Source organism: Arthrobacter sp. Cza30 (assembly GCF_059090765.1).
In genome coordinates this window covers 355,107-378,072 of the sequence record NZ_JBNHGA010000003.1, presented here as the reverse complement: position 1 = coordinate 378,072, position 22,966 = coordinate 355,107, and the positions used below count along the sequence as shown (strand labels likewise).

Sequence of the window (22,966 nt, the reverse complement as noted above, 5' to 3'; positions counted from 1 at the left end):
TCAGCGAGGACGGTGCGCAGGAACCGTCGGTAGACGTCGTCGAGGTCGGGAGCGTTCACCGGCGCGACGGGGTCGCGGGCGAGCGCGGAATCGGCGGATGCCTCGCCGCGGCGCACCGCGGCCAGCAGCGCCGCGCTCGCCGCGACCGGCCTCGGTCGTGCCCGCTGAGAACGTCTCGACGCCGGCTGCGGCGACCAGGGGGGCCCACGCCGGGATGCGCTCAGCGAGGGATCCGAGCACCGTGATGTCGGTGGCCGGGGATCCGGCCAGCGCATCGACGGCCTCCCGCATCCAGCGCGCCTGGAACACGAGCGACTGCAGCATGCCGCGGGCGCGGTCCGCGGGGTCCCCCGGATCCGCGCGCAGCACGACGCGCGCGTCCGGATCGGGCAGCGGGCACTGGCGTCCGGACGGGTAGGGGAGCACGATCATGTCGCTCGTGCGCCAGGCCTCCGGGCGTGCCTCGGCGAGGCGGGTGCCGACGTGATCCTCGAGGTGCTCGGCATCCCACCACTCGAGCATCGCCCCGCAGGCGCGACTGCCTCCGAGGATGGTGAGCGCGGTCCCGTCGACGGTGCGTCCGACCGAGAAGCCGTCGGCCACGGCGCTCGCCGTGTCGGCGGCATCCGTCACCCGGACGACCGCCTCAGCGGTGCCGAGCGAGTCGGCCACGGCGCCGGGTCGCCGCACACCGACGCCCCACGCGCCGACGGCGTGGTCGTGCCCCGCGATGAACACCGGGATGCCGCGATCCAGTCCGAACGCGAGCGCCTGGGACGCCGTCGAACCTGCGGGCTCGCCCGGCGTGCGCAGTGCGGGAAGCGCTCCCGCCCGCAGCCCCGCGCTCTCGAGCACCTCGTCATCCCACGCGTCGCCGCGCGACCCGGCCAGCATGGTGCGTGCCGCGAGCGTGTGATCGGTGGCCCGTTCGCCGGTCAGGGCGTGAGCGACGAGGTCGGCGGGGCCCGCCCAGTGCCGCAGGGCGGCGAAGACGGCCGGCTCCTCCGCGCGCAGAGCCGTCAACGCCACAGCGGCGGGCTTGGTCGTCGCGGGCACGCCGGTGCGGGGCGGGAGATCCGGATGCCGCGCCAGCAGGTCGTCGAGATGACGGCGGTCGACAGGTCGGTCCCAGCGAAGAAGGGGAGTGAGGGCACGACCGTCGGCTCCCAGTGCCACGCCGCTCTCGGCCATCGAGGCGATGCCGACCGCCGCCACGGGAGCGGCAGCGCCCTCGACGCACTCCCGAACGACGGACGCCGCGGCCGTGATGACCTCGTCGGCTCCCGCCGGCGTGGGGACGCGCGCGACGCGAAGCACGGACGCGGCGTCATCGGTCACGGCGACGAGGACGGCCTTCGTCGTCGTGCTGCCGATGTCCAGACCCAGGACGAGCGTCACGCACACAGTTTGTGACATTCTGAACAGATTTGGCAAACATGTCCGATAATCATCACGACGAGGGAGGCTCATGCGGTACACCGAGGCACCCGAGCGGCGCGCCCGGATCGAAGGGCTCGTGGCGGCCGACGGCTACATCTCGTCGGCTGACGTCGCCCAGCGCCTGGGCGTCTCGGAGATGACGGTGCGGCGCGACCTGCGGCTCCTCGAGGAGCAGGGGGTCGTCCGCCGCGTCGCCGGCGGGGCCACGATCGCCTCGGCCGGGGTGCCGTTCGAACGCCGCGACGCCGTCGGCGCCGTTCAGAAGCGCGCGATCGCCGCGCTCGCTGTGGAGGCGCTCGCCGGCGCCGAGGTCGTCGCGCTCGACGCCGGCACCACGGTCGCCGCCGCGGCGCGATTGCTCCGCGGCAGCACGATCGTGTCGCATTCGCTGCCCGTCATCGAGATGCTCTCGCGCGAACCCGGAGCCCGCCTCATCGCGGCAGGCGGCCACTACCAGCCCGACACCCGCAGCTTCGCCGGACCCCTTGCCGAGGAGACGCTGCGCGGCGTGCGCTGCGACGTCGCGCTGCTGTCGGCGACGGCCGTCGACGTCGACGGCCTGTGGGGCACCAACGTGCTCGACGCCGCCATCAAGCGCGTGCTCGCGCGGCAATCCGATCGTGTGCTCCTGCTGGCCGACGCAGACAAGCTCGATCGCGTGTCGACCGTGAGGATCGGCGCGCTCGACATCGTCGACACGCTCGTGACCGACGCGCGGGCCGACCGCGACATCCTCGAGCGCTTCGAACGCGCCGGCATAGAGGTGAGGATCGCGGCATGACCCTTCAGGTGGGCGTGATCGCCGATGACATCACCGGAGCCTGCGACGTCGCGGCGGGCGTCACGACCGCCGGCCTCTCGGCCCAGGTGCGCCTCGGCGTGCCCGACCCCGGCGACGCCCCGACCGGCGACTGCGTGATCGTGGCCCTCAGGTCGCGCACCGCGCCGGTCGAGCAGGCCGTGGAGCAGAGCGTCGCCGCCGCACGGGTGCTGAGGGGCTGGGGCGCGCGGCGGATCTTCCAGAAGTACTGCTCCACATTCGACTCCACCGACCGGGGCAACATCGGCCCGGTCGCCGACGCGCTGGTGGGTGCACTGGACGGAGTGACCGCCTCTGTCGGCACACCCGCCACTCCCGCCGTCGGCCGCACCATGCACCGCGGACACCTCTTCGTCGGAGACCGGCTGCTGTCGGAATCGTCGCTCGCCCACCACCCGCTGACGCCGATGCGCGACCCGGACCTGGTGCGCGTGCTCGGTCGGCAGACGCCGCATCCGGTGGGCTCCCTGCCGATCGAGGCGGCGCGCGCGGGTGCGGCCGCGGTCAGCTCGGGTGTGCGCGAGCTCCGAGCCGCCGGGGTCCGCCACGTGCTGCTGGACGCCGTGGAGGACCGGGACCTGGATGCCGCGGCTGCGGCTCTCGCAGACGCCGACGACGTGCTGCTCGGCGGGGCCGCCGGCTTCGCGGTGGCGCTCGCCCGCCGGCTGAGCTCGGGCGCTGCCGCCGCCGCCCCGCCGCCGCCCGGAGGACGCGCGCTCATCGTGTCGGGAAGCGGATCCGAGCGCACGCGCGCACAGGTGGCGGGCTTCGCCGGACCGCGGTGGGACCTCGACGTGATCGCCATCGCCGCGGATCCGGACGCCGTCGTGGCGCAGGCGGTTCATTTCGCGGCGACTGTCCGGGGCATCCCGCTGGTGTCCGCCACGGCCGACCCGGCGGCCGTCACCGCGGTGCAGGAGCGCCTCGGGCGTGAGCGCGCCGCCCACCTCGTCGAGCAGACGCTGGCGCGCATCGCCGTCGCCGCCGTCGAGGACCTCGGGGTGCGCCGGATCCTCGTCGCCGGCGGAGAGACCTCGGGTGCCGTCGCGGGCGCGCTCGGCGTCCGCGCTCTCCGCGTGCGCCGCGTCGCCGCGCCCGGCGTCGCATGGACCACCGCGACGGATGCCGCAGGCCGGGAGCTCGACCTGTGCTTCAAGTCCGGCAACTTCGGCGACGACGGCTTCTTCGCCGAGGCGTTCGAGGAGGAGAGATGACCCGGGAAGAGCTGGTGCAGGCATGCCGGGCCGTCGCGGCCGCAGGGCTCTCTCCCGGCAGCTCGGGCAACGCCAGCACACGGGACGACGACCGGATCCTCATCACACCGACCGGCTCGTCATTGCGACGGGTCACCGCGAACGAGATCTGCGAGCTCTCGCTCGAGGGCGGCGAGGCGTCGGGTCCTGCGCCCACCAAGGAGTGGGCGCTGCACGTGGCCGCGTACCGGGCGCGGCCGGATGCTCGCGCGGTGATCCACCTCCACTCCCGTGCGGCGACGGCGGTCTCGTGCCTGCCGTGCGCGCCCGGGAAGGACCCGCTTCCGACTTACACCCCGTACCGGATCCGCACGCTCGGCCGCGTGCGCCTGATCTACTACGCCCCGCCCGGCTCGGACGAGCTCGCCCGCCGCGTCGGCGAAGGAGCCGTCGACGCGCACGTGCTCCTGCTCGCCCAGCACGGCAGCGTCGTGTGCGCACCGGACCTCGCACGAGCCGTGGACCTCTGCGAGGAGCTGGAGGCCGCCGCGGAGCTCGCCCTGACCCTGCACGGTCGCCAGGCGCGGACCCTGGATCCCGCCACGGCCTGGGGGTGAGCGGGACGACCGCGGGCGGACGTCGCCCTCGACCGGCCTCATGGACCGAGGCGACGCCCGCCCGCGGGCGAGAAGCAGCCGCTACTGCTTGTCCTCGTCGTCGTCCCCGCTGTCGTCGGGCATCTCGTCGCTGCGCGGCCCGACCACGTCGCCGGTGATCGTGTGCTCGCGCTCCACGTCCTTGATGACGTCCGTCTTGAGGTCGCTGGCCGGGTTGCCGTCCTCGGGCGACAGCCGGGGAATCGGTGTGTCCGTCATGGTCGCTCCTTCCGACGATTCGACGATAGGAGCGCCGCGGCCGCCGTCCCACCGCTTGCGTGCCGGCGCCCGCGGGTGTATCCGCCCCGGCGGCGGCATCCGTTCGATCAGACCGCGAGCACCGCTCCGTCGTCCCGCAGGACGCTCTGCAGCGCGTCGACCGGGACCTCCTGCACCGCGACGCCCGAACGCGCCGCCATCGCGGCGGCGGCGCCGGCCGCCTGTCCGAGCATCTGGTACTGCGGCTCCATGCGGATCGATGAGAACGCGACGTGGGATGCCGACACGCAGACCGCGACGACGAGGTTCACGCACTCCTCCCGGCGGGGGACGAGCGCCCCGTAGCCGATGCCGTAGACCGGCACGGGCACCGACAGGTAGCCCTCGGTCACCACCATCGCGATCGGGGCGGGATGCTCGTACACCCACCGCCACGCCCGCTGCACCTCGCGGATGTCCAGATGGTACGAGCCCAGCGCCACGACATCGTCGGGCACGGCACCCGCGCGGAGCTGCTGCTCGGTCAGCACCACATCGGAGAGCATCCGTCGCGCCTCGCGCACATAGAGCTGATGCGGGAGGTGTCCCGTGTCGGCGAACTCGTCGGCCGGCAGCCCCCAGCCCTGCATCTCGCGCCGGATGCCCGCCGGCACGGCGGGATCGTTCGCGAGGAACCACAGGAAGTCCTCGGCGTGGTGGAGGTGATGCCGCCGGATCTGCTCGCGGCGTCCCGGATCGGCGTCCGGGTACTCCCACGCGCTGCCGTCCAGCACGCTGAGCGAGAAGGGACCGAGCGAGTTGCCGTCGGCCTTTCCGCCGGGCAGGTTCGGCTCGAGGCCGAGGTGGCGACCGGCCGGGTGCACGTCGCCGCGCCGCTGCGCAGCGGCGAACAGGCGCCGCCCGAGCTCCCAGTGCGCCTCGTCGTAGCCGTCACGCCGGCGGAACGGGACGCGGTCGGGCGCCCGCGACAGGCACACGCGATATCCGTACGACATGATGCCCCCGTCGCCCGACCCGACCTCCGCCAGCGGCTCCGGCCGGATCTGCGGCAGGAGCGGTCCCTCGACGAGCCCTGCCTCGTCGTCGCGGAACGGCGAGATCCACGGCGGCGTCGCATGCCGTCCCGGCATGACCTCACGGCGACCGGCGAACTCCTCTCCGTACAGGAGCCTCGACTCCCGCCCCACCGCGTACGAGACGCCCGCCGCCGCCAGAAGGTCGCCTTCGTAGCTCGCGTCGACGAAGACGTCCGCGCTCACGACGGATCCGTCCTCGAGCGTCACGTCGGCGATCCGATCGACGCCCATGCGCACCGAGGCCAGGCGAGCGTCCGTGACGATGCTCACACCGGCCTCGTCCAGCCAGCGGCGGAAGATCTCCTCGGCCACCCGGGGCTCCGGTCCCGCGTAGCGGCCCACCGGTACCCCGTAGTGCTCGGCGACCGCCGCGCGGAACTTCGCGGCCATGCCGCCGAGGGCGCGGACGTCGCCGACGTCGGTGTACCCCAGCCCGCCGCTGGTCATCCCGCCGACGTGCCGACCGGGCTCGACCAGGACGACCGTGGCGCCGCTGCGCGCCGCGGCGACCGCCGCGCACACACCCGCCGATGTCGCGGCGTACACCGCCACGTCCGCCGCGATCATGCGCGGCTTCCTGCGAGAAGCACAGAAGAAGCGCGTCGCGCAAGCCCTGTCCGCGGGACCTGGGGGACACCTAGGCTCGCGCCATGAGCGACTTGACGGTCGCAGGCACGAGCCTGCCCTCGTACTTCTCGGAGGCACCCGAGCGCGGGCCCGACACGAGCTCCGCGCTGTTGCGAGGAGCCGATCCCGCGCCGTATAGTCACCACCATGTGGTAACGATGCCACATCTCGATGTGGAGAGTGATATGACCTACACGATTCGCCCGAGGCTTTCCGCGAACGAGGCATCGAGATGAGCGTCACGTCTCAGCCCGACGCCTTCGTCGGCGCACTCGAGGAGCAGACGGAGGAGGCCCGCGGCGGTCGCCGCCGGAAGAAGGGCAGAGCGCCCCGGGTCAAGCAGCACTACAACAAGCGCGAAGCCCTCGCCGGCTACCTCTTCATCTCCCCGTGGATCATCGGCTTCCTGGTCTTCACCGCCGGAGCGATGATCTACAGCCTGTACATCTCATTCAGCAACTACAACCTCGCCACCAACACCGCGCGGCCGGTCGGCATCACGAACTACGCCAGCCTGTTCGAGGACCCGCGGGTGGCGGTGTCGCTGTCGAACACGCTCTTCTACGTCGTGATGGCCGTGCCGCTGGAGATCATCTTTGCGCTGGTCCTGGCCATGCTGCTGAACCGGGTGGGACGCGGAGCGGGGTTCTTCCGCACGGTGTACTACCTGCCCAAGATGACGCCCGCGGTGGCGACGGCGTCGGTGTTCTTCCTCCTGCTCAACGGCAACACCGGCGCGATCAACCAGTTCCTGCGGTTCTTCGGCCTCGAGGGTCCGCAGTGGCTCGTCGATCCCGCGTGGGTGAAGCCCAGCATCGTCATCATGACGCTGTGGACGGTCGCGGGCACCATGGTTATCTTCCTCGCGGCGCTGAAGAACGTGCCCGTCGAACTCTACGAGGTGGCATCCCTGGACGGCGCCGGCCCCATCCGGAAGTTCTTCTCGATCACGATGCCGATGATCTCGGGCGCGATGTTCTTCAACGTGATCGTCCTCTCGATCGCGGCCTTCCAGGTCTTCGACCAGGCGTACGTGCTGTTCTGGCGAGATCAGAGCAACGCCTCGCCGGAGGCATCCCTCTTCTACGCCATCTACCTGTTCCAGCAGGCGTTCCGGCAGTTCAACTTCGGATTCGCCGCGGCGATGGCCTGGCTGCTGTTCGTCATCATCATGATCATCACGGTGATCCAGGTGAAGTTCGGCAACCGCTTCGTCTACTACGAGGGAGACCGCTGATGGCCACATCGCTGCAGACCCCCGGCGTCTCGCGGCCGGCTCCCGAGGCGGCCGCGGCCATCGCCGCGACCGTGCCGAAGCGCTCGCGCTGGCGCCGCAGCATCGCCCAGCCGAAGACCTTCGCGGGGCGCATCGTCCTCACGATCGTCCTCATCTTCTTCGCTTTGCTGTTCCTGTACCCCTTCGCGTGGCTGCTCGCGGCGAGCTTCAAGCCGCGCGGCGAGGTCTTCGACAATGCCCTCATTCCGAAGACGTTCGTGCCCGAGAACTACCTCGAGGTGTGGAACCAGCTGCCGCTGATGAGCTGGATGTGGAACAGCATCGCCATCGCGTTCATCGCGGCGACGGCGGTGGCGGTGTCCAGTTCCATCGTGGCGTTCGGGTTCGCCTACTTCCGCTTCCCGCTGCGCAACACGCTGTTCGGCCTGGTCCTGGCCACGATGATGCTCCCCGGCGCGGTCACGATGATCCCGATCTATCTCATCTGGAAGGAGACGGGGTTCCTGGGCACCTGGGTGCCGCTGTGGGGCATGAACCTGTTCGGGTCCGCCTTCTACATCTTCCTGCAACGGCAGTTCTTCCTGGGGCTGCCCAAGGAGCTGTTCGAGGCCGCGCGTCTCGACGGCGCGAGCTACTGGGGTCTGTTCTGGCGGATCGCCATGCCGCTGTCGATCCCGTCGTTCGTCATCGTCTTCCTCTTCGAGTTCCAGGCGAGCTGGAACAACCTGCAGGCCGCCCTGATCTACCTGAACGCCGGTGACGTCGACGAGTTCACCGCGCCGCTGGGAATCGCCTACGCGATGACGAAATACAGCCCCACAGCGGGCGGGCACGGCGACTACCAGTACGTGATGGTGGCGTCGCTGCTGGTGACCCTGCCCATGCTCATCCTCTTCGCGTTCGGTCAGCGCTACTTCATCGAGGGCGTCGCCACCCAGGGGCGCAAGGGGTGAGGATGCTGGCGCCGAGGCGACGATTCCACAACGTACACATCACAAACCAATAAATACGCGGATAGCTCCGTTGCCCGGCCCGATAGGGATGGTTACCGTCATGTGGGAAGGTTCCCAGGGGAATCGTTCCACGCGGCGGCGGCGACGGAGCTGCCCCGATCGAAAGGGAAACAGATGCGCAAGCGCACTATCGGGATCGCCGCTCTGGCGGCGTCCGCCGTCCTGCTCGCGGGCTGCGGCGGCGGTGGGGGTGGCGGCGGCACCGGCGGCGGAGAGGCTGACTTCGACGCCGAGCCCACGGGGACGCTGTCGGCATGGGGCTTCGAGAACGCCGACGACGTCGGCCAGTCGCGCCTCGACTACGCCGAGGAGCAGCTCAGCGACGTCGAGATCGAGCTCGACGCCACCGCGTTCGACGCGCAGAAGTTCACCACCCGCATCGCCAGCGGCGACGTCCCCGACGTCGTGCAGATGGACCGCCGCTACGTCACGCAGTACGCCGCGCAGGACCTGATCATGCCGCTGGACGACTGCTTCGACGCGCAGGGCGTCAGCCCCGACGACTACTGGTACCCCTTCGTCGTGGACGACGTGCGGTACGAGGACGCGATCTGGGCCGTGCCGCAGTTCTACCAGCCGCCGGCGATCATCCTGAACAAGCGGGTGATGGACCAGGCGGGCGTCACCAACGAGGAGATCGACACCTCGAACCCCGAGGCGCTCCTGGGCGCGATCGCGAAGATGTACCAGGCATCCGGCGGTGTGCCCACACGCCTGGGCTTCGACCCGGTCTCGACCGGCCAGGCCCCGCTGTGGATCCTCGGCATGGGCGGACAGCTCACCGATGAGGACGGCACACCGACGCTCGACGACCCGAGCAACGTCGCCGGCATCGAGCTGCTCAAGCAGATCAACGACGCGCAGGGCGGATACGCCGCGGTGAAGAGCTTCACCGACTCGTTCGACACGTTCGGCGACAACAACCAGTACGTCACCGACCAGGTCGGCGCGCAGGTCAACGCCCAGTGGTACCCGAACGTGCTGTCGCCCTACGTCGACCAGATCCAGATCGAGGCTGTGCCGTTCAAGGACAGCGAGGGCAACCCGTTCTCGGTGTCCGGCGGCTCTGCGTTCGTGATCCCGGCAGGTGCCGAGAACCCGACGGCGGCGTGCGCCTGGATGGTCGCCCTCACCAGCGAGGACGCCTGGGCGGCGGCCGGTGAGGCCCGCGCTGCCACGCGCGCCGAGGACGGCGGCATCAACACCGGTCTGTTCACCGGCTCGCCCGGTCCCGACCAGTCCATCCGCGAGGAGTACGTCGTCGAAACGGGCAACGCCGGCTTCGACCAGACGATCTCGACGTACTACGACGTGCTGGAGTACGGCCAGTCCTTCGGCTCGTCGCCGGCAGGGCAAGACATCCAGAACGAACTGAACAACGCCATCACCGCGGCGCTGCTCGGCGACAAGACGCCCGAAGAGGCGCTCGCCGACGCGCAGCAGGCCGCGATGCGCGCGTATGAGAACGCCACGGCGGGCTGACGCCGGCCGCACTCGTCCAGGGGGGACCAGGGGCGGGTCGACTTCGGTCGGCCCGCCCCTGCCTCTTCCGCACCAGCACCGCTCATCGCCCTCGTCACCGCCTCACCGAAACGATCACGGACCACTCGCACCGTCATGTCCATCCGACAGATCCTGCTCATCGGCCACACCCACCACGACGTCGGCTACACGAACAGCCCGCGCCTGATCGACCACATGCACGGGCGCATCGTCGACCGCGTGCTCGAGATCGCCGAGGAGCTGCCGGCCGACGGGCCGGACGGCTTCCGATGGACCTTCGAGGTGGCCCGCCCGGTGCTGTCCTTCCTCAAGCGCGCCGCACCCTCCCAGGTCGAGCAGCTGGCGCGCCTGACGCGCAGCGGCGCCATCTCCGTGACGGGCGGCTACCTCAACATGACGCAGCTGCCGAGCGCCTTCGAATTCGATGCGGCGTACGAGCAGCTCGAGCGCCTCCGCGACGCCGGCATCGACATCCGCACGCAGCAGCACGGCGACGTGAACGGGCTGTCGTGGGGAACGGTGGAGCAGATGCGCGATGCCGGCATCGCCCGGCTCGTGATGGCGCTCAATCCCGACCACGGCCGACCGCCGTTCGTCCAGCCGAGCGGCTTCTGGTGGGAGGGGCCATCCGGCCGCCGTGTCTTCGTGTGGCTGTCGACGCACTACGGCTTCGGTGAGGAGTGGGGCATCGTCGACGGCGACGTGGAACGGGCCGAGGAGCGCATCGCGGCCTTCGTCGACGTGCTCGAGCGACGCGAGGACTATCCCTGGAGCACGGCGATCGTCCACGCCGGCAACGACAACCGATGGCCGACGGCGCGCTTCCTCGACGTGGTCCGCCACTGGAACGCGCGGCACCCCGAGCGGCCGATGCGCACCGCGACCATCGATCAGGCGCTCGACCGGCTCGAGGCCGAGGTGGGCTCGTTCGAGCTGCCGACCGTGCGTGGTGAATGGGCGGACTGGTGGTCGCACGGCCACGGCTCGACCGCGCGCGAGGTGGCGGTCTATCGCGAGGCGCGCAGCTTCGCGCGGGCCGCGCAGTCCACCCTGTCGCTGGTCGCGCTCGCCGGGGCGGGACGGATGCCGCACGCCGACGTGCTGGGCTACCGGCGCGGACCCGTTCGTCTGCGCTCGGACGCCGAGGTCGCCGAGACGCTCGAGCACATCGACGAGCAGCTCCTGCTCTACGGCGAGCACACGTGGGGCAGCTGGGAGACGTACTCCAAGCCTCACTCGACCTTCAGTCACTCCCATCACAACGCCAAGTCGGCCTTCGCGTACGACGCCTTCGACCACGCCCGCGACCTCGCGATCGAGGGGTGGTTCCGGTACGCCTACGCCGGCGGGGCCGGCTCCGAGGAGCCGGCGCAGCCTTCCGGACGCGACGCCACGCCGCCCGAGGGTGCGATCGTCGTGGTGAACCCGACCGAGGCGGCGCGACGGGAGATCGTCGACGTCGAGGTCGCCGGCACCCGCCGCGTCCGCGCACGGGCGGACGTGGAGCCCTTCGGGGTGACGATCCTGCCCGTGCCCGAGCCGGCAGCGGACGACGTCGCGGACGGGCCGGTCGAGGCCGGTCCGTACCGCGTGACCGTCGACCCGGCCCGCGGCGGCGTCGTCTCGCTCATCGACACCCGCGACGGGCGGGAGCTCGTGGACGGCTCGGCCGCGGGGCCGCTGGGCGCGGTGGTGGACGAGGTCGTCGAACCGGGCTCCGGGCACCCGATGATCACGCAGTCCCCGAAGCTCTTCCACCCCGATCATCCGGGCCCGGTCTTCGAGCGGGTGGTCGCGACAGGTGGCGCGCCTGCGCGGGTGCGGCGGGCGGGCGGCGTGACCGAGATCCGCTGGGAGGCGTCGGCACCTGGCATCCCGGGCGTCGTGGCGACGCTGGCGATCGCCGACGGAGGCGACGACATCGACCTGGACGTCCATGTCGGCAAGCCCGAGCGCTTCGCGCCCGAGAGCGTGTTCGTGAGCTTCCCGTTCGACGTCGCCGAGCCGGAGTTCCTCCTCGAGACGGCCGGCGCCGTCTTCGCCGCCGAGCGGGAGCAGCTTCCCGACACCAGCAAGGACTGGTACTCCATCCAGCACGCGATCGGTGTCGCAGGTGCGGACGGGGGCATCCTGTGGGGCTCGATGGACGCCCCGCTCGTCCAAGTGGGCGGCTTCCACACCGGCAGGTGGGCGGCGCACCTGGACGCCCCGGTCGGCCACGTCCACAGCTGGCTGATGAACAACCTGCACTTCACGAACTTCCAGGCTCGCCAGGAGATCACGCGGCGGTTCCGCTACCGCTTCCGCCCTGTCGCGGCTGTGACCCGGACGGACGTGCGGCGGTTCGGTCGGGACCTCCTCGAGCCGCTGCAGGCGCGTCACGCGGCGGTTCCGCCCGCAGCCCCGCCCGCGCCGCCCGTCGCCATCGATGCGCATCCGGCGCTCCTGGCCGAGCTGCGGCCCGTGGACGGTCGGGTGCGGGTCCGGCTCCGCAACATCTCCGACGACGACGTGACCGCCGAGATCCGTCAGGGCGATCACCGCGTGAGTGTGGCCGTGGCGGCCGCGCGCACGGCGGACGTCGTGCTGGATCGACGATGAACCGCACCGTCACCGACGACGAGGAGTGTTCCGGACGTGAGCTCGCTTCAAGCTCCCACTGACTCGCCGCTGCGACTGCTGCTGTGGCAGGCTGCACGGCAGCCGGCGACACTGGTGGGCGGCGTCGTCTTCGGCGTGCTGTGGATGCTGTGCCAGGTGATCTGGCCGTACCTGCTCGGCCGCGCCGTCGACGCGGGATTGGCCGAAGGGCTGAGCGGCGTCCTGCCGTGGTGCGCGGGGCTCGGCGTCGTCGCCGTCGCGCAGGCCCTGTTCGCGGTGCTGCGGCACCGGATGGCGGTGTCGAACTGGCTGCGGTCCTCCCTCGGGGTCTCCCGCATCGTCGGCTACCACAGCGCCGAGACGGGCGCGGCGATCGCGTCCGACAGCTCGGCGGGCGAGGTCGCCTCGACGGTCGCGAACGACGCCCTGCGGGTGGGCGAGATGTTCGACGTCACCGCCCGATTCTCCGGCGGCGTGGTCGCATACGTCGCGGTGGGCGTCATCACGATGTTCACGTCGCCGGCGCTCGGCCTCTTCGTGCTCCTGGGCATGCCGGTGCTCGTCGCCGTGCTGACGCTCTTCGTGCGCCCGCTCGCTCGGCGTCAGGCGGCGTGGCGCCGCGAGCAGGGGGCGCTCACCGAGCTCGCCGCCGACACCGTCGTGGGGCTCCGCGTGCTGCGCGGCATCGGCGGAGAGGAGCAGTTCGTCCAGCGGTACGCGCGCCGGTCCGCCGACCTCCGTCGCCGGGCGATCGACGTCGCGCGGCTGGGATCGTGGCTCGATGCCCTGCAGATCCTGCTCCCCGGCCTGTTCGTCGCCGCGGTGGTCTGGTTCGGCGCACGACTCGTGCTCGCCGGTGAGATCACGCCGGGGGAGCTGGTCACGTTCTACGGCTACTCGGTCTTCCTCATCGTGCCGCTGCGCACGACGGTCGAGGCCAGTCAGGCGTTCGCCCGGGGGTTCGTCGCGACCGGGCGGGTCCTGGACGTGCTGCGCGTGCAGCGGGCCGTCCGCGATCCCGAGCACCCGCAGCCTGCCCCGGCGGGGCGGGCGGAGATCGTCGACGTGGCATCCGGCGCCGTCATCGAGCCCGGTGTGTTCACCGCTCTCGTCGACGAGGATCCGGATGCCGCAGCCGAGGTCGCCACGCGCCTGGGACGCTTCGACGACCGCACCCACCTGACGGCGCCGGTGCTGTGGGGCGGCGTCGAGCTCACCCGCATGCCGGTCAGCGAGGTGCGCCGGCGCATCGTCGTCAGCGACGCCACCCCGCACCTGTTCACCGGACGGCTGCGCGACGGCCTCGACACGCAGAGCGTCCGGGCGCCTCACCGCGCGGGCTCGCCCACCGCCCGGCGCGCGAAGATCGACCAGGCTCTGGGCGTGGCGGCGGCCGGCGACGCGGTCGAGGCGCTCCCCGGGGGCCTCGAGGAGCACGTGCCCGAGCGCGCGAGCGTGCTCTCGGGCGGTCAGCGGCAGCGGCTGAGCCTCGCACGAGCCCTCCTGACCGACGCCGAGGTGCTCGTCCTCATCGAGCCGACGAGCGCGCTGGATGCCAACACCGAGGCCACCATCGCGGGTCGGCTCCATCGCGCCCGCGCCGGCCGCACCACCGTGCTGGTGACTTCGAGCCCGCTGCTGCTGGACCGCATGGACGTCATCCACGTGATGCGCGGCGGTCGGGTCGTGGGATCGGGCACCCATGCCGACCTGATGCGCCGCGACGACGCCGTCGGCGCGCGGTACCGCCGCATCGTCGCCCGGTCGACCAGCGACGCAGAGCCCATGGCAGGCGAGGAGATCGATGCCGCGTGGACCGGTTCGATCGACACCCTCTGGACGAAGGCGACGGAGACGGGTGCGATCCGGGCGGCGCGGAAGGAGGAGGGCGATGAGTGACAACGCGCTGCCGGTCGCCTCGGGCGAGCGCGTCCGCGAGGTCGCGCGCCAGCTGATCCGCCGTCACCGCGGCGAGCTCCTCGTGGTCATCTGCCTCCACGCCGTGGCAGCGCTGTCCGGCCTGGTGGGGCCGTGGGTGATCGGCCGCATGATCGACCTGCTGTCGACGGGTCGGGCCGACATGGGCACCGTCGACGTGATGTTCCTCCTGCTGGCCGGGGCGGTGGTCGCGCAGGCGCTCGTGACCCGCTTCGCCCAGCTCTGGTCGCTGCGGCTGGGCGAGTCGGTCTTCGCCCGGCTGCGTGAAGACTTCCTCGCCACGGTGACCTCGTTGCCGCTGGGGGTCGTCGAGCGCGCCGGCACCGGCGATCTGCTGTCGCGCACCACCAGCGATGTGGATGCCGTCGCCCAGACCGTCCGGTTCGGGGTGCCGCGCATTCTCGTCACCGGCATGACCGTGATCCTGACGCTCGGCGCGGCCTTCATCCTGAACCCGCTCGTCGCTTTCGGCATCCTGGCCGGCGTTCCCGTGATCGTGCTCAGCAGCCGCTGGTACCTCAAGCGCTCGGGACCGGGGTACCGCCGGCAGCTCGCGTCGTACGGGCGGCTGGTGGGCGTCATCAACGAGACGGTGGAAGGCGCACGCACCATCGACGCGCTCGACCTCGCTCCGCTGCAGCGGGTGAAGATCGACCGGGCGCTCGCCGCGCGCAACGCCGCCGAGCGCTACACCCTGGGCCTGCGCAGCGTCTGGTACCCCCTCACCACCGTGGGCTTCCTCCTCCCGGTCATCGCCGTCCTCCTCTGGGGTGCGTTCCTCATGGGACAGGGTCTGGCGACAGCCGGAGACGTCACCGCCATCGCCCTGTACGCCATGCAGCTCACCGGCCCGGTCGAGGAGCTCGTGAACTGGATGGACCGGCTGCAGGTGGGCACCACCGCCCTGTCGCGCATCGTCGGCGTCGCCGAGGTGCCCACCGACCGCCCCGACGCCGACGAGCACCCCGAGGGCGAGCAGCTCGAGGCTCGCGGCATCCGCTTCGCGTACCGCGAGGGCGTCGATGTGCTGCGGGACGTCGACCTCGTGCCGCGCGTGGGCGAACGCATCGCGATCGTCGGCCCGTCGGGCTCCGGCAAGTCCACGCTCGCGCGCCTGCTCACCGGCATCACGGCGCCGACGGCGGGACGCGTGACCGTCGGCGGCGCCGATGTCATGCGCATCCCGCTCGCGGTGCTGCGACAGCACGTGGCGCTGGTCACGCAGGAGCACCATGTCTTCGTCGGCACGCTCGCCGACAATCTGCGCCTGGCCGCGCCCGAGGCCCGCGACGGCGAGCTCGAGGAGGCGCTGCAGGTCGTCGGCGCCCTCCGCTGGGTGCGATCGATGCCGCAGGGGCTGGAGACCATGGTGGGCACTGGCGGCGTCGTGCTGACGCCCGCGCAGGCGCAGCAGGTCGCACTCGCCCGGCTGGTGCTCCTGGACCCGCACACCCTGGTCCTCGACGAGGCGACCTCGCTGCTGGACCCGCGCGCCGCCCGTGGCCTCGAGCAGTCGCTGGACCGCGTGCTGGAGGGCCGCACCGTCATCGCGATCGCCCACCGCCTGCACACCGCCCGCGACGCCGACCGCATCGTGGTGATGCGCGACGGCCGCATCGTGGAGTCCGGTTCGCACGACGAGCTCGTCGGCATGGGCGGCGAGTACGCGGCCCTGTGGGCCTCGTGGCAGGCCGAGTCCGCCGAGGAGCCCGCGGGCTGACCCGCAGGGGCGGCCGGGCGGTCACCGTGCCTGCTCGTGGATTCGGAGATGCGCCGCGGATTCGGACCGCGCCGCGTGAGGCATCCGTATCCGGGCGCACGATCCGAATCCGGGATGCCGCGCGCCGGCCTCAGCCGAACGCGCTCAGGCTGTCCACCGACGGCGCCGCGGCCTCGTTGCCGTCGACGAGCCGGCCTGGGCTGCTTCCGCTCGACCCTGCCTCACATGCGGAATCGTCGCCGCATGGCTGTCGGCGAGGAACCTTCGCGGCGTGGGCCCCGACGGAGGGGACGCTGAAGACGGGGACTGACGGCGAGTTCACCGAGGCTCGATCAGCAGTCCCTTCTTTCCGGGGCTGGCGGGCAGGCGGCGCAGGTCCACCCGCAGATCCTGGTGAGGAACCGACCAGTCCGACCGCGCGAGGGATCGCGTCGCGAGCGCCAGCAGGTCCACCGTGGCCGGTTCTCCCGGGCACCGGTGGCCGACGGCCATCGATCCGGATCCTTGCGGGATGAGGTCCGCTGAGGTGCCCTCCACGAAGCGCAGGGGATCGAAGACCTCGGGGCGCGACCACCGCCCGGGATCGCGCATCGTGGCGAACATGTCGACATAGACCCAGTCGCCCGGCTGGAATCCGATGCCCTTCCAGGATGTCGCGATGGTCGCTCGCCCGCCGATGCCGGGGAAGAAGGGAGCGGTCCGCCGCACCTCCTGCGTGAAGGCGGTGAGCACGGTGTCATCGTGCGACAGGCGCTCGCGCCATGCCGGGTGCAGGTGCAGGGCGAGTCCGGCGAAGGCGATGAACCGCGACACCGCGACGGTGGGCCGCAGGAGGTTGAGCAGCTCGACGGCGGCGGTGGGGGTGTCCAGTACCCGACCGTCCTCCCGGTACGACAGCAGTCGCGCGACCGGGGTGTCCGCGGCGATCGCGTCGGGATCGCGGCGGAGCTCCTCGATCGTCCGACGCGCCCAGCGCTCGGTCCGCTGGCGCAGGGACCGGCCCGTGACGTTGCGCGCGCCGAACGAACCGGCGCCGTCGATCATCATGACGAACTCGTGCGCGCGGCGCCCCACCTGTTCGGGCGCGAAGGGGACGCCGGTCCACTCCAGCGCGGCCTTGGTCAGTACACGGGCAGAACCGGTGAGCAGCGACACCGATCCCTGCCGGCGCCACTGCTCCCACTGCGCCTCCCATCCGCGCGCGAACGCCGCCGCGAGCCGCGCGCGCCCGTGCGCTTCCAGCGCGGACAGGAAGATCGACCGGCGATGCCGGTGCTGATCGCCGTCGAGCGTCTGCACGCTGCCTTCATCCTGCAGCGAGTGCAGGACCGTGTGCGGCATCCCGCCGACGCGGGTGAAGCGGTCCTCCGCGTAGAAGAACTCCGCCGCGTCGCCGCCGCGCAGGAACGTGATGCGCCGGCCGAGCAGCCGGGTCCGGAAGGCATCCGTCTCCAACTCACGGAACCGGCGAGCGCCGTAGGCATAGCCTTCGAGGAGGAACCTCAGGGACTGGTCTCCCGGCACGATGGGGAGCGTGCCCCCCGTCGCGCCGGGAGCGGTGCTGTCAGCCGTGGCGAGGGTCGGCGGCATCCGTCATTCCTTCTTCAGCTTGTCCTGCATCGCGCCGGCGGCCTTCTCCATGATGTTCGGCAGCTCGGTCGTGCCGTAGAACCGCGAATCGGGGTGCGTGGGGGGAGGCATCGGCACCCCGGCCTGCGGCTCGGGGACGTACGAGAACTCGCCGTGGCCGTCCGGGGTGGGGCCGGCCGCCCAACGTCCCTCCGCGGCGGCTGCGCCGTCCGAGAAGTTGATGTACTGGTACGACACGTCCCGGTCCTCCTTGGCCAGTGGGAAGTTGCTCGGCACGGGGAGTGCCTCGACGCCCTCCTCCATGAGCTCCGCCGCCGCCGCGAGCCACTGATTCTGATGCATGGTGTCGCGTGCCAGCAGGAAGGCGAGCAGGTCGCGCACGCCGTGGTCGTCGGTCATGTGGTACAGCCGTGCCACCTGCAGCCGGCCCTGCATCTCGGCGTTCGCATTCGCCTGGAAGTCGGCCAGCAGGTTGCCGCTGCTGGTGATGTACGACCCCATCCAGGGGTTCCCCATGCTGTCGACGGCCCGTGCGCCGGCCCCGGCGACGATCGCGTGCTGCACGTCGGTCCCGCCGACGACGGCCGCGACGGTGGGATCGTCCTGCACGGCGTCACCGGTCACGCCGAGGGGGGCCTTCTCGAGCAGCTGCGCGATCATGACCGCGAGCATCTCGACGTGCCCCATCTCCTCCGCACCGATGCCGAAGACGAGGTCGCGATACTTGCCGGGGATGTGCATGTTCCATGCCTGGAACTGGTACTGCATCGCGACGGTGATCTCGCCGTACTGGCCGCCGAGCACCTCCTGGAGCTTGCGTGCGTAGACGGCGTCCGGCTTGTCGGGCGTCGCCTTGTGCTGCAGTTCTTGTCGGTGGAAGTACATGGTTCCTCCTGGGGGTCGTGTGTGGTCTGCACTCCCGCGCCACTCAACGCGCTTCGTCCGGCGGGCGACAGGGGGCTTGTCAACCCGTGCCCCGGCCTGTAGAAAACGCACCCGGCGGAGCAGCCCCCCGGCGGCGTTTCTCTCTCGTCGAGTACGTGCGGTCTCGCCGGAGCACGCCCCGGCGGCGTTTCTCTCTCGTCGAGTACGTGCGGTCTCGCCGAGCACATACGCCGTTTGCGTCGACGACATGCGTCTTCGGCGAGACCGTGCGGTCTCGACGGGGCACCGGGGAAGCGGGGATAGAGGGACAGCGGGGACAGAGGGACAGCGGACGGGGCACTAACGCGCGGATGCCCCGCGTGCAAGGCCCTCGGCCGCACGCGGCGGGCTGTCGACAATGGCTCGCATGCGCAACAGGCGGATGGACGGCAAGACCGTCGTGATCGTCGGAGCCTCCAGCGGGATCGGCCGCGGCGCCGCCCTGCGGCTCGGGCAGCTCGGGGCGAACGTCGTGGCCTTCGCCCGGCGCGGCGACGTGCTGGACGACCTGGTCGCGGAGATCCAGGCGGTCGGCGGAGCCGCCGTGGGGGTCGCCGGCGACATCAGCTCCGCGTCCGACATCGCCCGCCTCGCCGAGACGGCGGTGCAGTCCTTCGGCCGCATCGACGTGTGGGTGAACGACGTGGGAGTCGGGTCGGTCGGGTCGTTCTGGGCGATTCCGCTCCCCGAGCACGTGCGCGTGGCGGAGGTGAACTTCATCGGCTTCCTCCACGGCGCGCACGCCGCGGTGCGCCTGTTCCTGCAGCAAGGCCGGGGAACGCTCATCAACCTGGCCTCGGTCGAGAGCGAGGTGCCGCTGGCGTTCCACTCCTCCTATGCCGCGACGAAGGCGGCCGTGCTCAGCCTCACGCACACGCTGCACCAGGAGCTTCGCCTCGCCGGGCGGTCGAAGGACATCAAGGTGTGCGCGATCCTGCCGTGGGCCATCGACACGCCCTGGTGGGCGCACGCCGGCAACCACTCCGGGCATGCTCCGCGCATGCTGGGCATGGAGGGCCCCGACCACGTGGTGGATGCCATCGTGACGGCATGCGTGCGGCCGCGGCTGCTGCGGGCCGTCGGATGGAAGGCCAAGGGCGCGCGGATCGCGCACCGCCTCACTCCCCGGCTGGCCGTGCGGCTGTCGGCCGAGATCGCCCGCCTCGAGATGCGAAGGGGGATGCCGACGCCCGATACGGACGGGGCGCTGCACCATCCCATCGCCGCCGGAGCGAGCGTCGAGGGCGGTGTCCGGGAGCGGATGCGGCGCGAGGACGAGCGCGCCCGCGAGGACTCGGCGCGCACGCCGGCCACCCGCTGACCGCTACCACCGCGGTGATGGTGCTTCAACCCCCTCCGCCTGGGTACGGCGCAGGCACCAGGCTCGGTCCATGACCGATCGACGACAGAGTGTTGCGACTGTCGCCGAAGGCGTCGTGCGCATCCACCGGGCCGGCGTGAACTGCTACCTCCTCACCACCGGGGGTCTGACGCTCGTCGACGCCGGCCTGCCCGGCATGTGGCCCCTTCTGCTGCAGGCGCTGGGCACGGTGGGAGCGACTCCCGCAGACCTGGATGCCGTCGTCCTGACACACGGACACTTCGATCACGTCGGGCTCTCGGACCGGCTGCACAAGCAGCACGGCGTGCGGTCCCGCATCCACGAGGCCGACGTACCCGTCGCGCGGCATCCGTACCGGTACGACCACCAGCTGCCGCGGTGGCCGTACCCCTTCAAGCACCCCGGTGGCGTGCCGATCCTCGTCGCCATGACAGCTGCCGGGGCGCTGACCGTCAAGGGAACGGATGCGCAGGGCGACGTGCGGCACGGGACGCCGCTGGATGTGCCCGGCAGCCCGGTGCCCGTCTCGTCGCCCGGGCACACGCACGGGCACTGCGGGTTCTTCCTTCCCGATCGAGGGGTGCTGTTCAGCGGCGATGCGCTGGTCACCCTCGACCCGTACACCGGACGCCGCGGCCCCCGCATGGTGGCCCGCGCGGCGACCGCCGACGTCGAGAGCAACATCCTCAGCCTCGATCGCCTGGCGGACACCGACGCCGGCGTGGTGCTCCCCGGGCACGGCGAGCCGTACGTGGCGGGGGCGCGAAGGGCTGTCCAGCAGGCCCGGCGCGAGCCCGTGGCCTGATCAGTCCTCGAGGATGACGAGGCGCTGCGTCGCACGCGTCATCGCGACGTAGCGGTCCACCGCCCCCTCGACGCCCTCCCCGAACGACCGAGGATCGACCAGCACGACCAGGTCGAACTCCAAGCCCTTGGCGAGCTCGGGGGACAGGGACCGCACGCGCTCGCGCTCGGCGAAGCCGGGATCGCCGATCACGCAGACCGTCCCCTCCTCGTGGGCGCGCAGCCATTCCTCGATGATCGCGTCACGCTCCGACAGTGGCGCGCGAAGCACCGGTACGCCGGTGCTCCGGACCGACGTGGGCACATTGGCGTCCGGGATCGCGGCGCGGATGACCGGTTCCGCCTCCGTCATCACCTCACTGGGCGTCCGGTAGTTCACGCCGAGGGTCGCCAGCGAGACCGTCGTGAAGCCGACCCTCGCGAGGCGCTCGCTCCACGACTCGTGGAACCCGTGGCGTGCCTGCGCGCGGTCGCCGACGATCGTGAAGCTCCGCGACGGGCACCGGCTCAGCAGCATCCGCCACTGCGCGTCCGTCAGCTCCTGCGCCTCGTCGACGATGATGTGAGCGAAGGGGCCCGCGAGGAGGTCGGGATCCGCGCTCGGCAGGGCGTGCTCGTCCACGAGGCTGTTGCGGAGGTCTTCGCCGTCCAGCCACTGCATGAGCTCGTCACCGGCCTCCTTCAGCCGGTCGATCACCTGGGCCATGTACTCCCGCTCGGCATCGAGCCGCGCTTCGCGCTCGCGGTTGCGGCGTGATGCCGACGGGTCGCCCAGACGCCGACGGGCGGCGTCGAGCAGGGGGAGGTCCGAGATCGTCCAGGCCGAGGCATCCCTCCGCTGCAGCGACCGGATCTCGTCGCCGCTCAGCCAGGGCGCGCATCGGCGAAGGTACGCCGGCGTCGACCACAGGTCGGCGATGAGGACGGATGCCTCCACCAGCGGCCATGCCCGGTTGAAGGCGCGCACGAGACCCTCGGTCCGCGTCAGCGCTCGCCGCAGCTGGTGCGGCGGCACCTCGCCGGCAGCCTGATCGGTGAGGATCTCCAGCAGCGTCTCCCATACCTGATCGCGCGCCTCGTTGTGCGGCGTGCCGGGTTCGGGTGACGCGAACGCCTCGGCCCAGTCCTGAGGATCGAGCCAGAGGTCGAGCCATGGAGTCTCCACCGCCATGCCGGCCGTCGGCGCCTCCTCATACAGGGCGACGGCCGGTTCGATGGCGTCGACCATGCGCGCATCGGCCTTGAGGCGCGCGACCGCCGGGTCGGGCTCGGGCAGGGCGGCCCGGCCCTCGGCGACGAGGTCGCTCAGGGTGCAGGTCTGCACGGTCTCCTCGCCGAGGCTCGGCAGGACGTCCTCGACGTAGGAGAGGTACGCCCGGCTCGGCCCCACGAAGAGCGCGCCGCCGCGACCTTCTCCCAGGCGCGGATCGGAGTACAGCAGATACGCCGCTCGGTGAAGCGCCACGACCGTCTTGCCGGTTCCCGGACCGCCGTCGACGACCAGCGCGCCTCTCGAGTCCGCGCGGATGATGGCGTCCTGGTCGGCCTGGATCGTGCTCAGCACATCGCGCATGCGCGGCGACCTGCTCGAGCCGAGACTGGCGATGAGAGCCGACTCGTCGTCGAGCGCGACCGAGCCCGCCGGGACATCCGCCGAGAAGACCTCGTCCCAGTAGTCCCGCACGCGTCCGCTGCTCCACCGGTAGCGCCGCCGGCTGACCAGACCCATGGGGTCGGCGTACGTGGCGGCGAAGTACGGCTTCGCCGCCGGTGTGCGCCAGTCCACGAGCAGCCGCCGGCCGTCGGCATCGGACAATCCGAAGCGCCCGATGTAGAGCGGCTCGGCCTCGCCCGCAGCGACGATGCGTCCCAGGCACAGATCGAGCCCGTAGCGGCGCAGGGCGCGCAGCCGCGCGGACAGCCGGTGGATCTCGAGATCACGGTCGAGGGCGGCCTGGCCGCGACCGCCGGGCAGCGCGCGCGTCGCCGCGAGTCGTTCGGTGAGGTCTGCGATGGTCTGCTCGAGGGTGCGGGCGATCCGCGAGAAGTGCTGCTCGTCGTGGGCGATGAGCCCGGGCGAGGCCTTCGAGCGAAGGCGGTCGGGCAAGTCGAAAACGCTGGTGGTGAGGGAATTCACGGCATGGGCTCCAAGGTCCCGACGCGACGGTGCACGGTCGCGACCGATCAGTATGCGCCGTCGGGGGGCCCTTGCCGCAAGGCCCCCCTCGCCCGATATCCTGGATGCGGCGGGAAGGTTCGCGCG

17 protein-coding genes are annotated in these 22,966 nt (G+C 71.5%); 11 read left to right on the top strand and 6 right to left on the bottom strand.

Features of this window, described 5'->3' with window-relative positions:
• Positions 1-1,398 carry an FGGY family carbohydrate kinase gene (locus AC5RVZ_RS11305; RefSeq protein WP_494065850.1) on the bottom strand — a complete coding sequence of 466 codons (1,398 nt, stop codon included), beginning with the start codon at positions 1,396-1,398 and terminating at the stop codon, positions 1-3.
• A gap of 70 nt (positions 1,399-1,468) precedes the next feature.
• Between AC5RVZ_RS11305 and AC5RVZ_RS11300 the strand changes: the two genes are divergently transcribed.
• Genes AC5RVZ_RS11300 through AC5RVZ_RS11290 form a run of 3 tightly spaced genes read left to right on the top strand, consistent with a single transcriptional unit; the run spans position 1,469 to position 4,070 of the window.
• Positions 1,469-2,221, top strand: coding sequence for a DeoR/GlpR family DNA-binding transcription regulator (locus AC5RVZ_RS11300; protein WP_494065849.1), 753 nt, complete (start codon positions 1,469-1,471; stop codon positions 2,219-2,221).
• Positions 2,218-3,474, top strand: a complete 1,257-nt coding sequence (gene otnK / locus AC5RVZ_RS11295; RefSeq protein WP_494065848.1) for a 3-oxo-tetronate kinase — start codon at positions 2,218-2,220, stop codon at positions 3,472-3,474. Before AC5RVZ_RS11300 ends, otnK begins: the two co-directional genes overlap by 4 nt.
• Positions 3,471-4,070 carry a class II aldolase/adducin family protein gene (locus AC5RVZ_RS11290; RefSeq protein ID WP_494065847.1) on the top strand — a complete coding sequence of 200 codons (600 nt, stop codon included), beginning with the start codon at positions 3,471-3,473 and terminating at the stop codon, positions 4,068-4,070. Before otnK ends, AC5RVZ_RS11290 begins: the two co-directional genes overlap by 4 nt.
• Before the next feature lie 81 nt (positions 4,071-4,151).
• Here the strand turns inward: AC5RVZ_RS11290 and AC5RVZ_RS11285 are convergent, their stop codons facing one another.
• Both AC5RVZ_RS11285 and AC5RVZ_RS11280 read right to left on the bottom strand, forming a co-directional pair.
• Positions 4,152-4,328, bottom strand: a complete 177-nt coding sequence (locus AC5RVZ_RS11285; RefSeq protein WP_494065846.1) for a hypothetical protein — start codon at positions 4,326-4,328, stop codon at positions 4,152-4,154.
• A 107-nt stretch (positions 4,329-4,435) separates the two neighbouring features.
• A complete protein-coding gene (locus AC5RVZ_RS11280) occupies positions 4,436-5,971 on the bottom strand; it encodes an FAD-dependent oxidoreductase (protein ID WP_494065845.1) in 1,536 nt (511 codons plus the stop codon).
• Positions 5,972-6,263: 292 nt separating this feature from the next.
• Between AC5RVZ_RS11280 and AC5RVZ_RS11275 the strand changes: the two genes are divergently transcribed.
• The 6 genes from AC5RVZ_RS11275 to AC5RVZ_RS11250 all read left to right on the top strand — a co-directional run bounded on the left by AC5RVZ_RS11275 (position 6,264) and on the right by AC5RVZ_RS11250 (position 16,043).
• Positions 6,264-7,268, top strand: a complete 1,005-nt coding sequence (locus tag AC5RVZ_RS11275; RefSeq protein ID WP_494065844.1) for a carbohydrate ABC transporter permease — start codon at positions 6,264-6,266, stop codon at positions 7,266-7,268.
• Positions 7,268-8,221 (top strand): carbohydrate ABC transporter permease, encoded by a 954-nt coding sequence (locus tag AC5RVZ_RS11270; RefSeq protein ID WP_494065843.1) that lies wholly within the window; start codon positions 7,268-7,270, stop codon positions 8,219-8,221. Before AC5RVZ_RS11275 ends, AC5RVZ_RS11270 begins: the two co-directional genes overlap by 1 nt.
• Before the next feature lie 174 nt (positions 8,222-8,395).
• Positions 8,396-9,763, top strand: coding sequence for an ABC transporter substrate-binding protein (locus AC5RVZ_RS11265; RefSeq protein ID WP_494065842.1), 1,368 nt, complete (start codon positions 8,396-8,398; stop codon positions 9,761-9,763).
• 135 nt (positions 9,764-9,898) lie between these two features.
• Positions 9,899-12,385: a glycoside hydrolase family 38 N-terminal domain-containing protein gene (locus tag AC5RVZ_RS11260; RefSeq protein ID WP_494065841.1), complete on the top strand. Its 2,487-nt coding sequence runs from the start codon at positions 9,899-9,901 to the stop codon at positions 12,383-12,385.
• A gap of 36 nt (positions 12,386-12,421) precedes the next feature.
• On the top strand, positions 12,422-14,284 hold the full coding sequence (locus AC5RVZ_RS11255; protein WP_494065840.1) for an ABC transporter ATP-binding protein: 1,863 nt from the start codon (positions 12,422-12,424) through the stop codon (positions 14,282-14,284).
• Entirely contained in the window at positions 14,277-16,043 is a 1,767-nt protein-coding gene (locus AC5RVZ_RS11250; RefSeq protein ID WP_494065839.1) for an ABC transporter ATP-binding protein, read from the top strand. The genes AC5RVZ_RS11255 and AC5RVZ_RS11250 overlap by 8 nt, the downstream gene beginning before the upstream one ends.
• 318 nt (positions 16,044-16,361) lie before the next feature.
• On the opposite strand, the gene AC5RVZ_RS11245 is transcribed toward AC5RVZ_RS11250, so the two are convergent.
• Together AC5RVZ_RS11245 and AC5RVZ_RS11240 are read right to left on the bottom strand one after the other, a co-directional pair.
• The gene (locus AC5RVZ_RS11245) at positions 16,362-17,633 is read right to left on the bottom strand and encodes a cytochrome P450 (RefSeq protein ID WP_494065838.1); all 1,272 of its coding nucleotides are present in this window, start codon (positions 17,631-17,633) and stop codon (positions 16,362-16,364) included.
• Between the two features lie 3 nt (positions 17,634-17,636).
• Entirely contained in the window at positions 17,637-18,518 is an 882-nt protein-coding gene (locus AC5RVZ_RS11240; protein ID WP_494065837.1) for a manganese catalase, read from the bottom strand.
• A 406-nt stretch (positions 18,519-18,924) separates the two neighbouring features.
• On the opposite strand from AC5RVZ_RS11240, the gene AC5RVZ_RS11235 reads away from it, so the two are divergent.
• Entirely contained in the window at positions 18,925-19,878 is a 954-nt protein-coding gene (locus tag AC5RVZ_RS11235; protein ID WP_494065836.1) for an SDR family NAD(P)-dependent oxidoreductase, read from the top strand.
• A gap of 70 nt (positions 19,879-19,948) precedes the next feature.
• Positions 19,949-20,704, top strand: coding sequence for an MBL fold metallo-hydrolase (locus tag AC5RVZ_RS11230; protein ID WP_494065835.1), 756 nt, complete (start codon positions 19,949-19,951; stop codon positions 20,702-20,704).
• Here AC5RVZ_RS11230 and helR read toward each other — a convergent pair whose 3' ends face one another.
• Positions 20,705-22,840 carry an RNA polymerase recycling motor ATPase HelR gene (helR, locus tag AC5RVZ_RS11225; RefSeq protein WP_494065834.1) on the bottom strand — a complete coding sequence of 712 codons (2,136 nt, stop codon included), beginning with the start codon at positions 22,838-22,840 and terminating at the stop codon, positions 20,705-20,707.
• Positions 22,841-22,966: the final 126 nt, after the last annotated feature.

Excerpts from the sequence above, each read along its gene's own strand:
- AC5RVZ_RS11250 (WP_494065839.1), top strand. The coding sequence starts at position 14,277 with ATGAGTGACAACGCGCTGCCGGTCGCCTCGGGCGAGCGCGTCCGCGAG.
- AC5RVZ_RS11270 (WP_494065843.1), top strand. The coding sequence starts at position 7,268 with ATGGCCACATCGCTGCAGACCCCCGGCGTCTCGCGGCCGGCTCCCGAG.
- AC5RVZ_RS11285 (WP_494065846.1), bottom strand. The coding sequence starts at position 4,328 with ATGACGGACACACCGATTCCCCGGCTGTCGCCCGAGGACGGCAACCCG.
- AC5RVZ_RS11260 (WP_494065841.1), top strand. The coding sequence starts at position 9,899 with ATGTCCATCCGACAGATCCTGCTCATCGGCCACACCCACCACGACGTC.
- AC5RVZ_RS11240 (WP_494065837.1), bottom strand. The coding sequence starts at position 18,518 with ATGTACTTCCACCGACAAGAACTGCAGCACAAGGCGACGCCCGACAAG.
- AC5RVZ_RS11235 (WP_494065836.1), top strand. The coding sequence starts at position 18,925 with ATGCGCAACAGGCGGATGGACGGCAAGACCGTCGTGATCGTCGGAGCC.
- AC5RVZ_RS11280 (WP_494065845.1), bottom strand. The coding sequence starts at position 5,971 with ATGATCGCGGCGGACGTGGCGGTGTACGCCGCGACATCGGCGGGTGTG.
- AC5RVZ_RS11290 (WP_494065847.1), top strand. The coding sequence starts at position 3,471 with ATGACCCGGGAAGAGCTGGTGCAGGCATGCCGGGCCGTCGCGGCCGCA.
- AC5RVZ_RS11275 (WP_494065844.1), top strand. The coding sequence starts at position 6,264 with ATGAGCGTCACGTCTCAGCCCGACGCCTTCGTCGGCGCACTCGAGGAG.
- otnK (WP_494065848.1), top strand. The coding sequence starts at position 2,218 with ATGACCCTTCAGGTGGGCGTGATCGCCGATGACATCACCGGAGCCTGC.
- AC5RVZ_RS11265 (WP_494065842.1), top strand. The coding sequence starts at position 8,396 with ATGCGCAAGCGCACTATCGGGATCGCCGCTCTGGCGGCGTCCGCCGTC.
- AC5RVZ_RS11300 (WP_494065849.1), top strand. The coding sequence starts at position 1,469 with ATGCGGTACACCGAGGCACCCGAGCGGCGCGCCCGGATCGAAGGGCTC.
- AC5RVZ_RS11245 (WP_494065838.1), bottom strand. The coding sequence starts at position 17,633 with ATGCCGCCGACCCTCGCCACGGCTGACAGCACCGCTCCCGGCGCGACG.
- AC5RVZ_RS11230 (WP_494065835.1), top strand. The coding sequence starts at position 19,949 with ATGACCGATCGACGACAGAGTGTTGCGACTGTCGCCGAAGGCGTCGTG.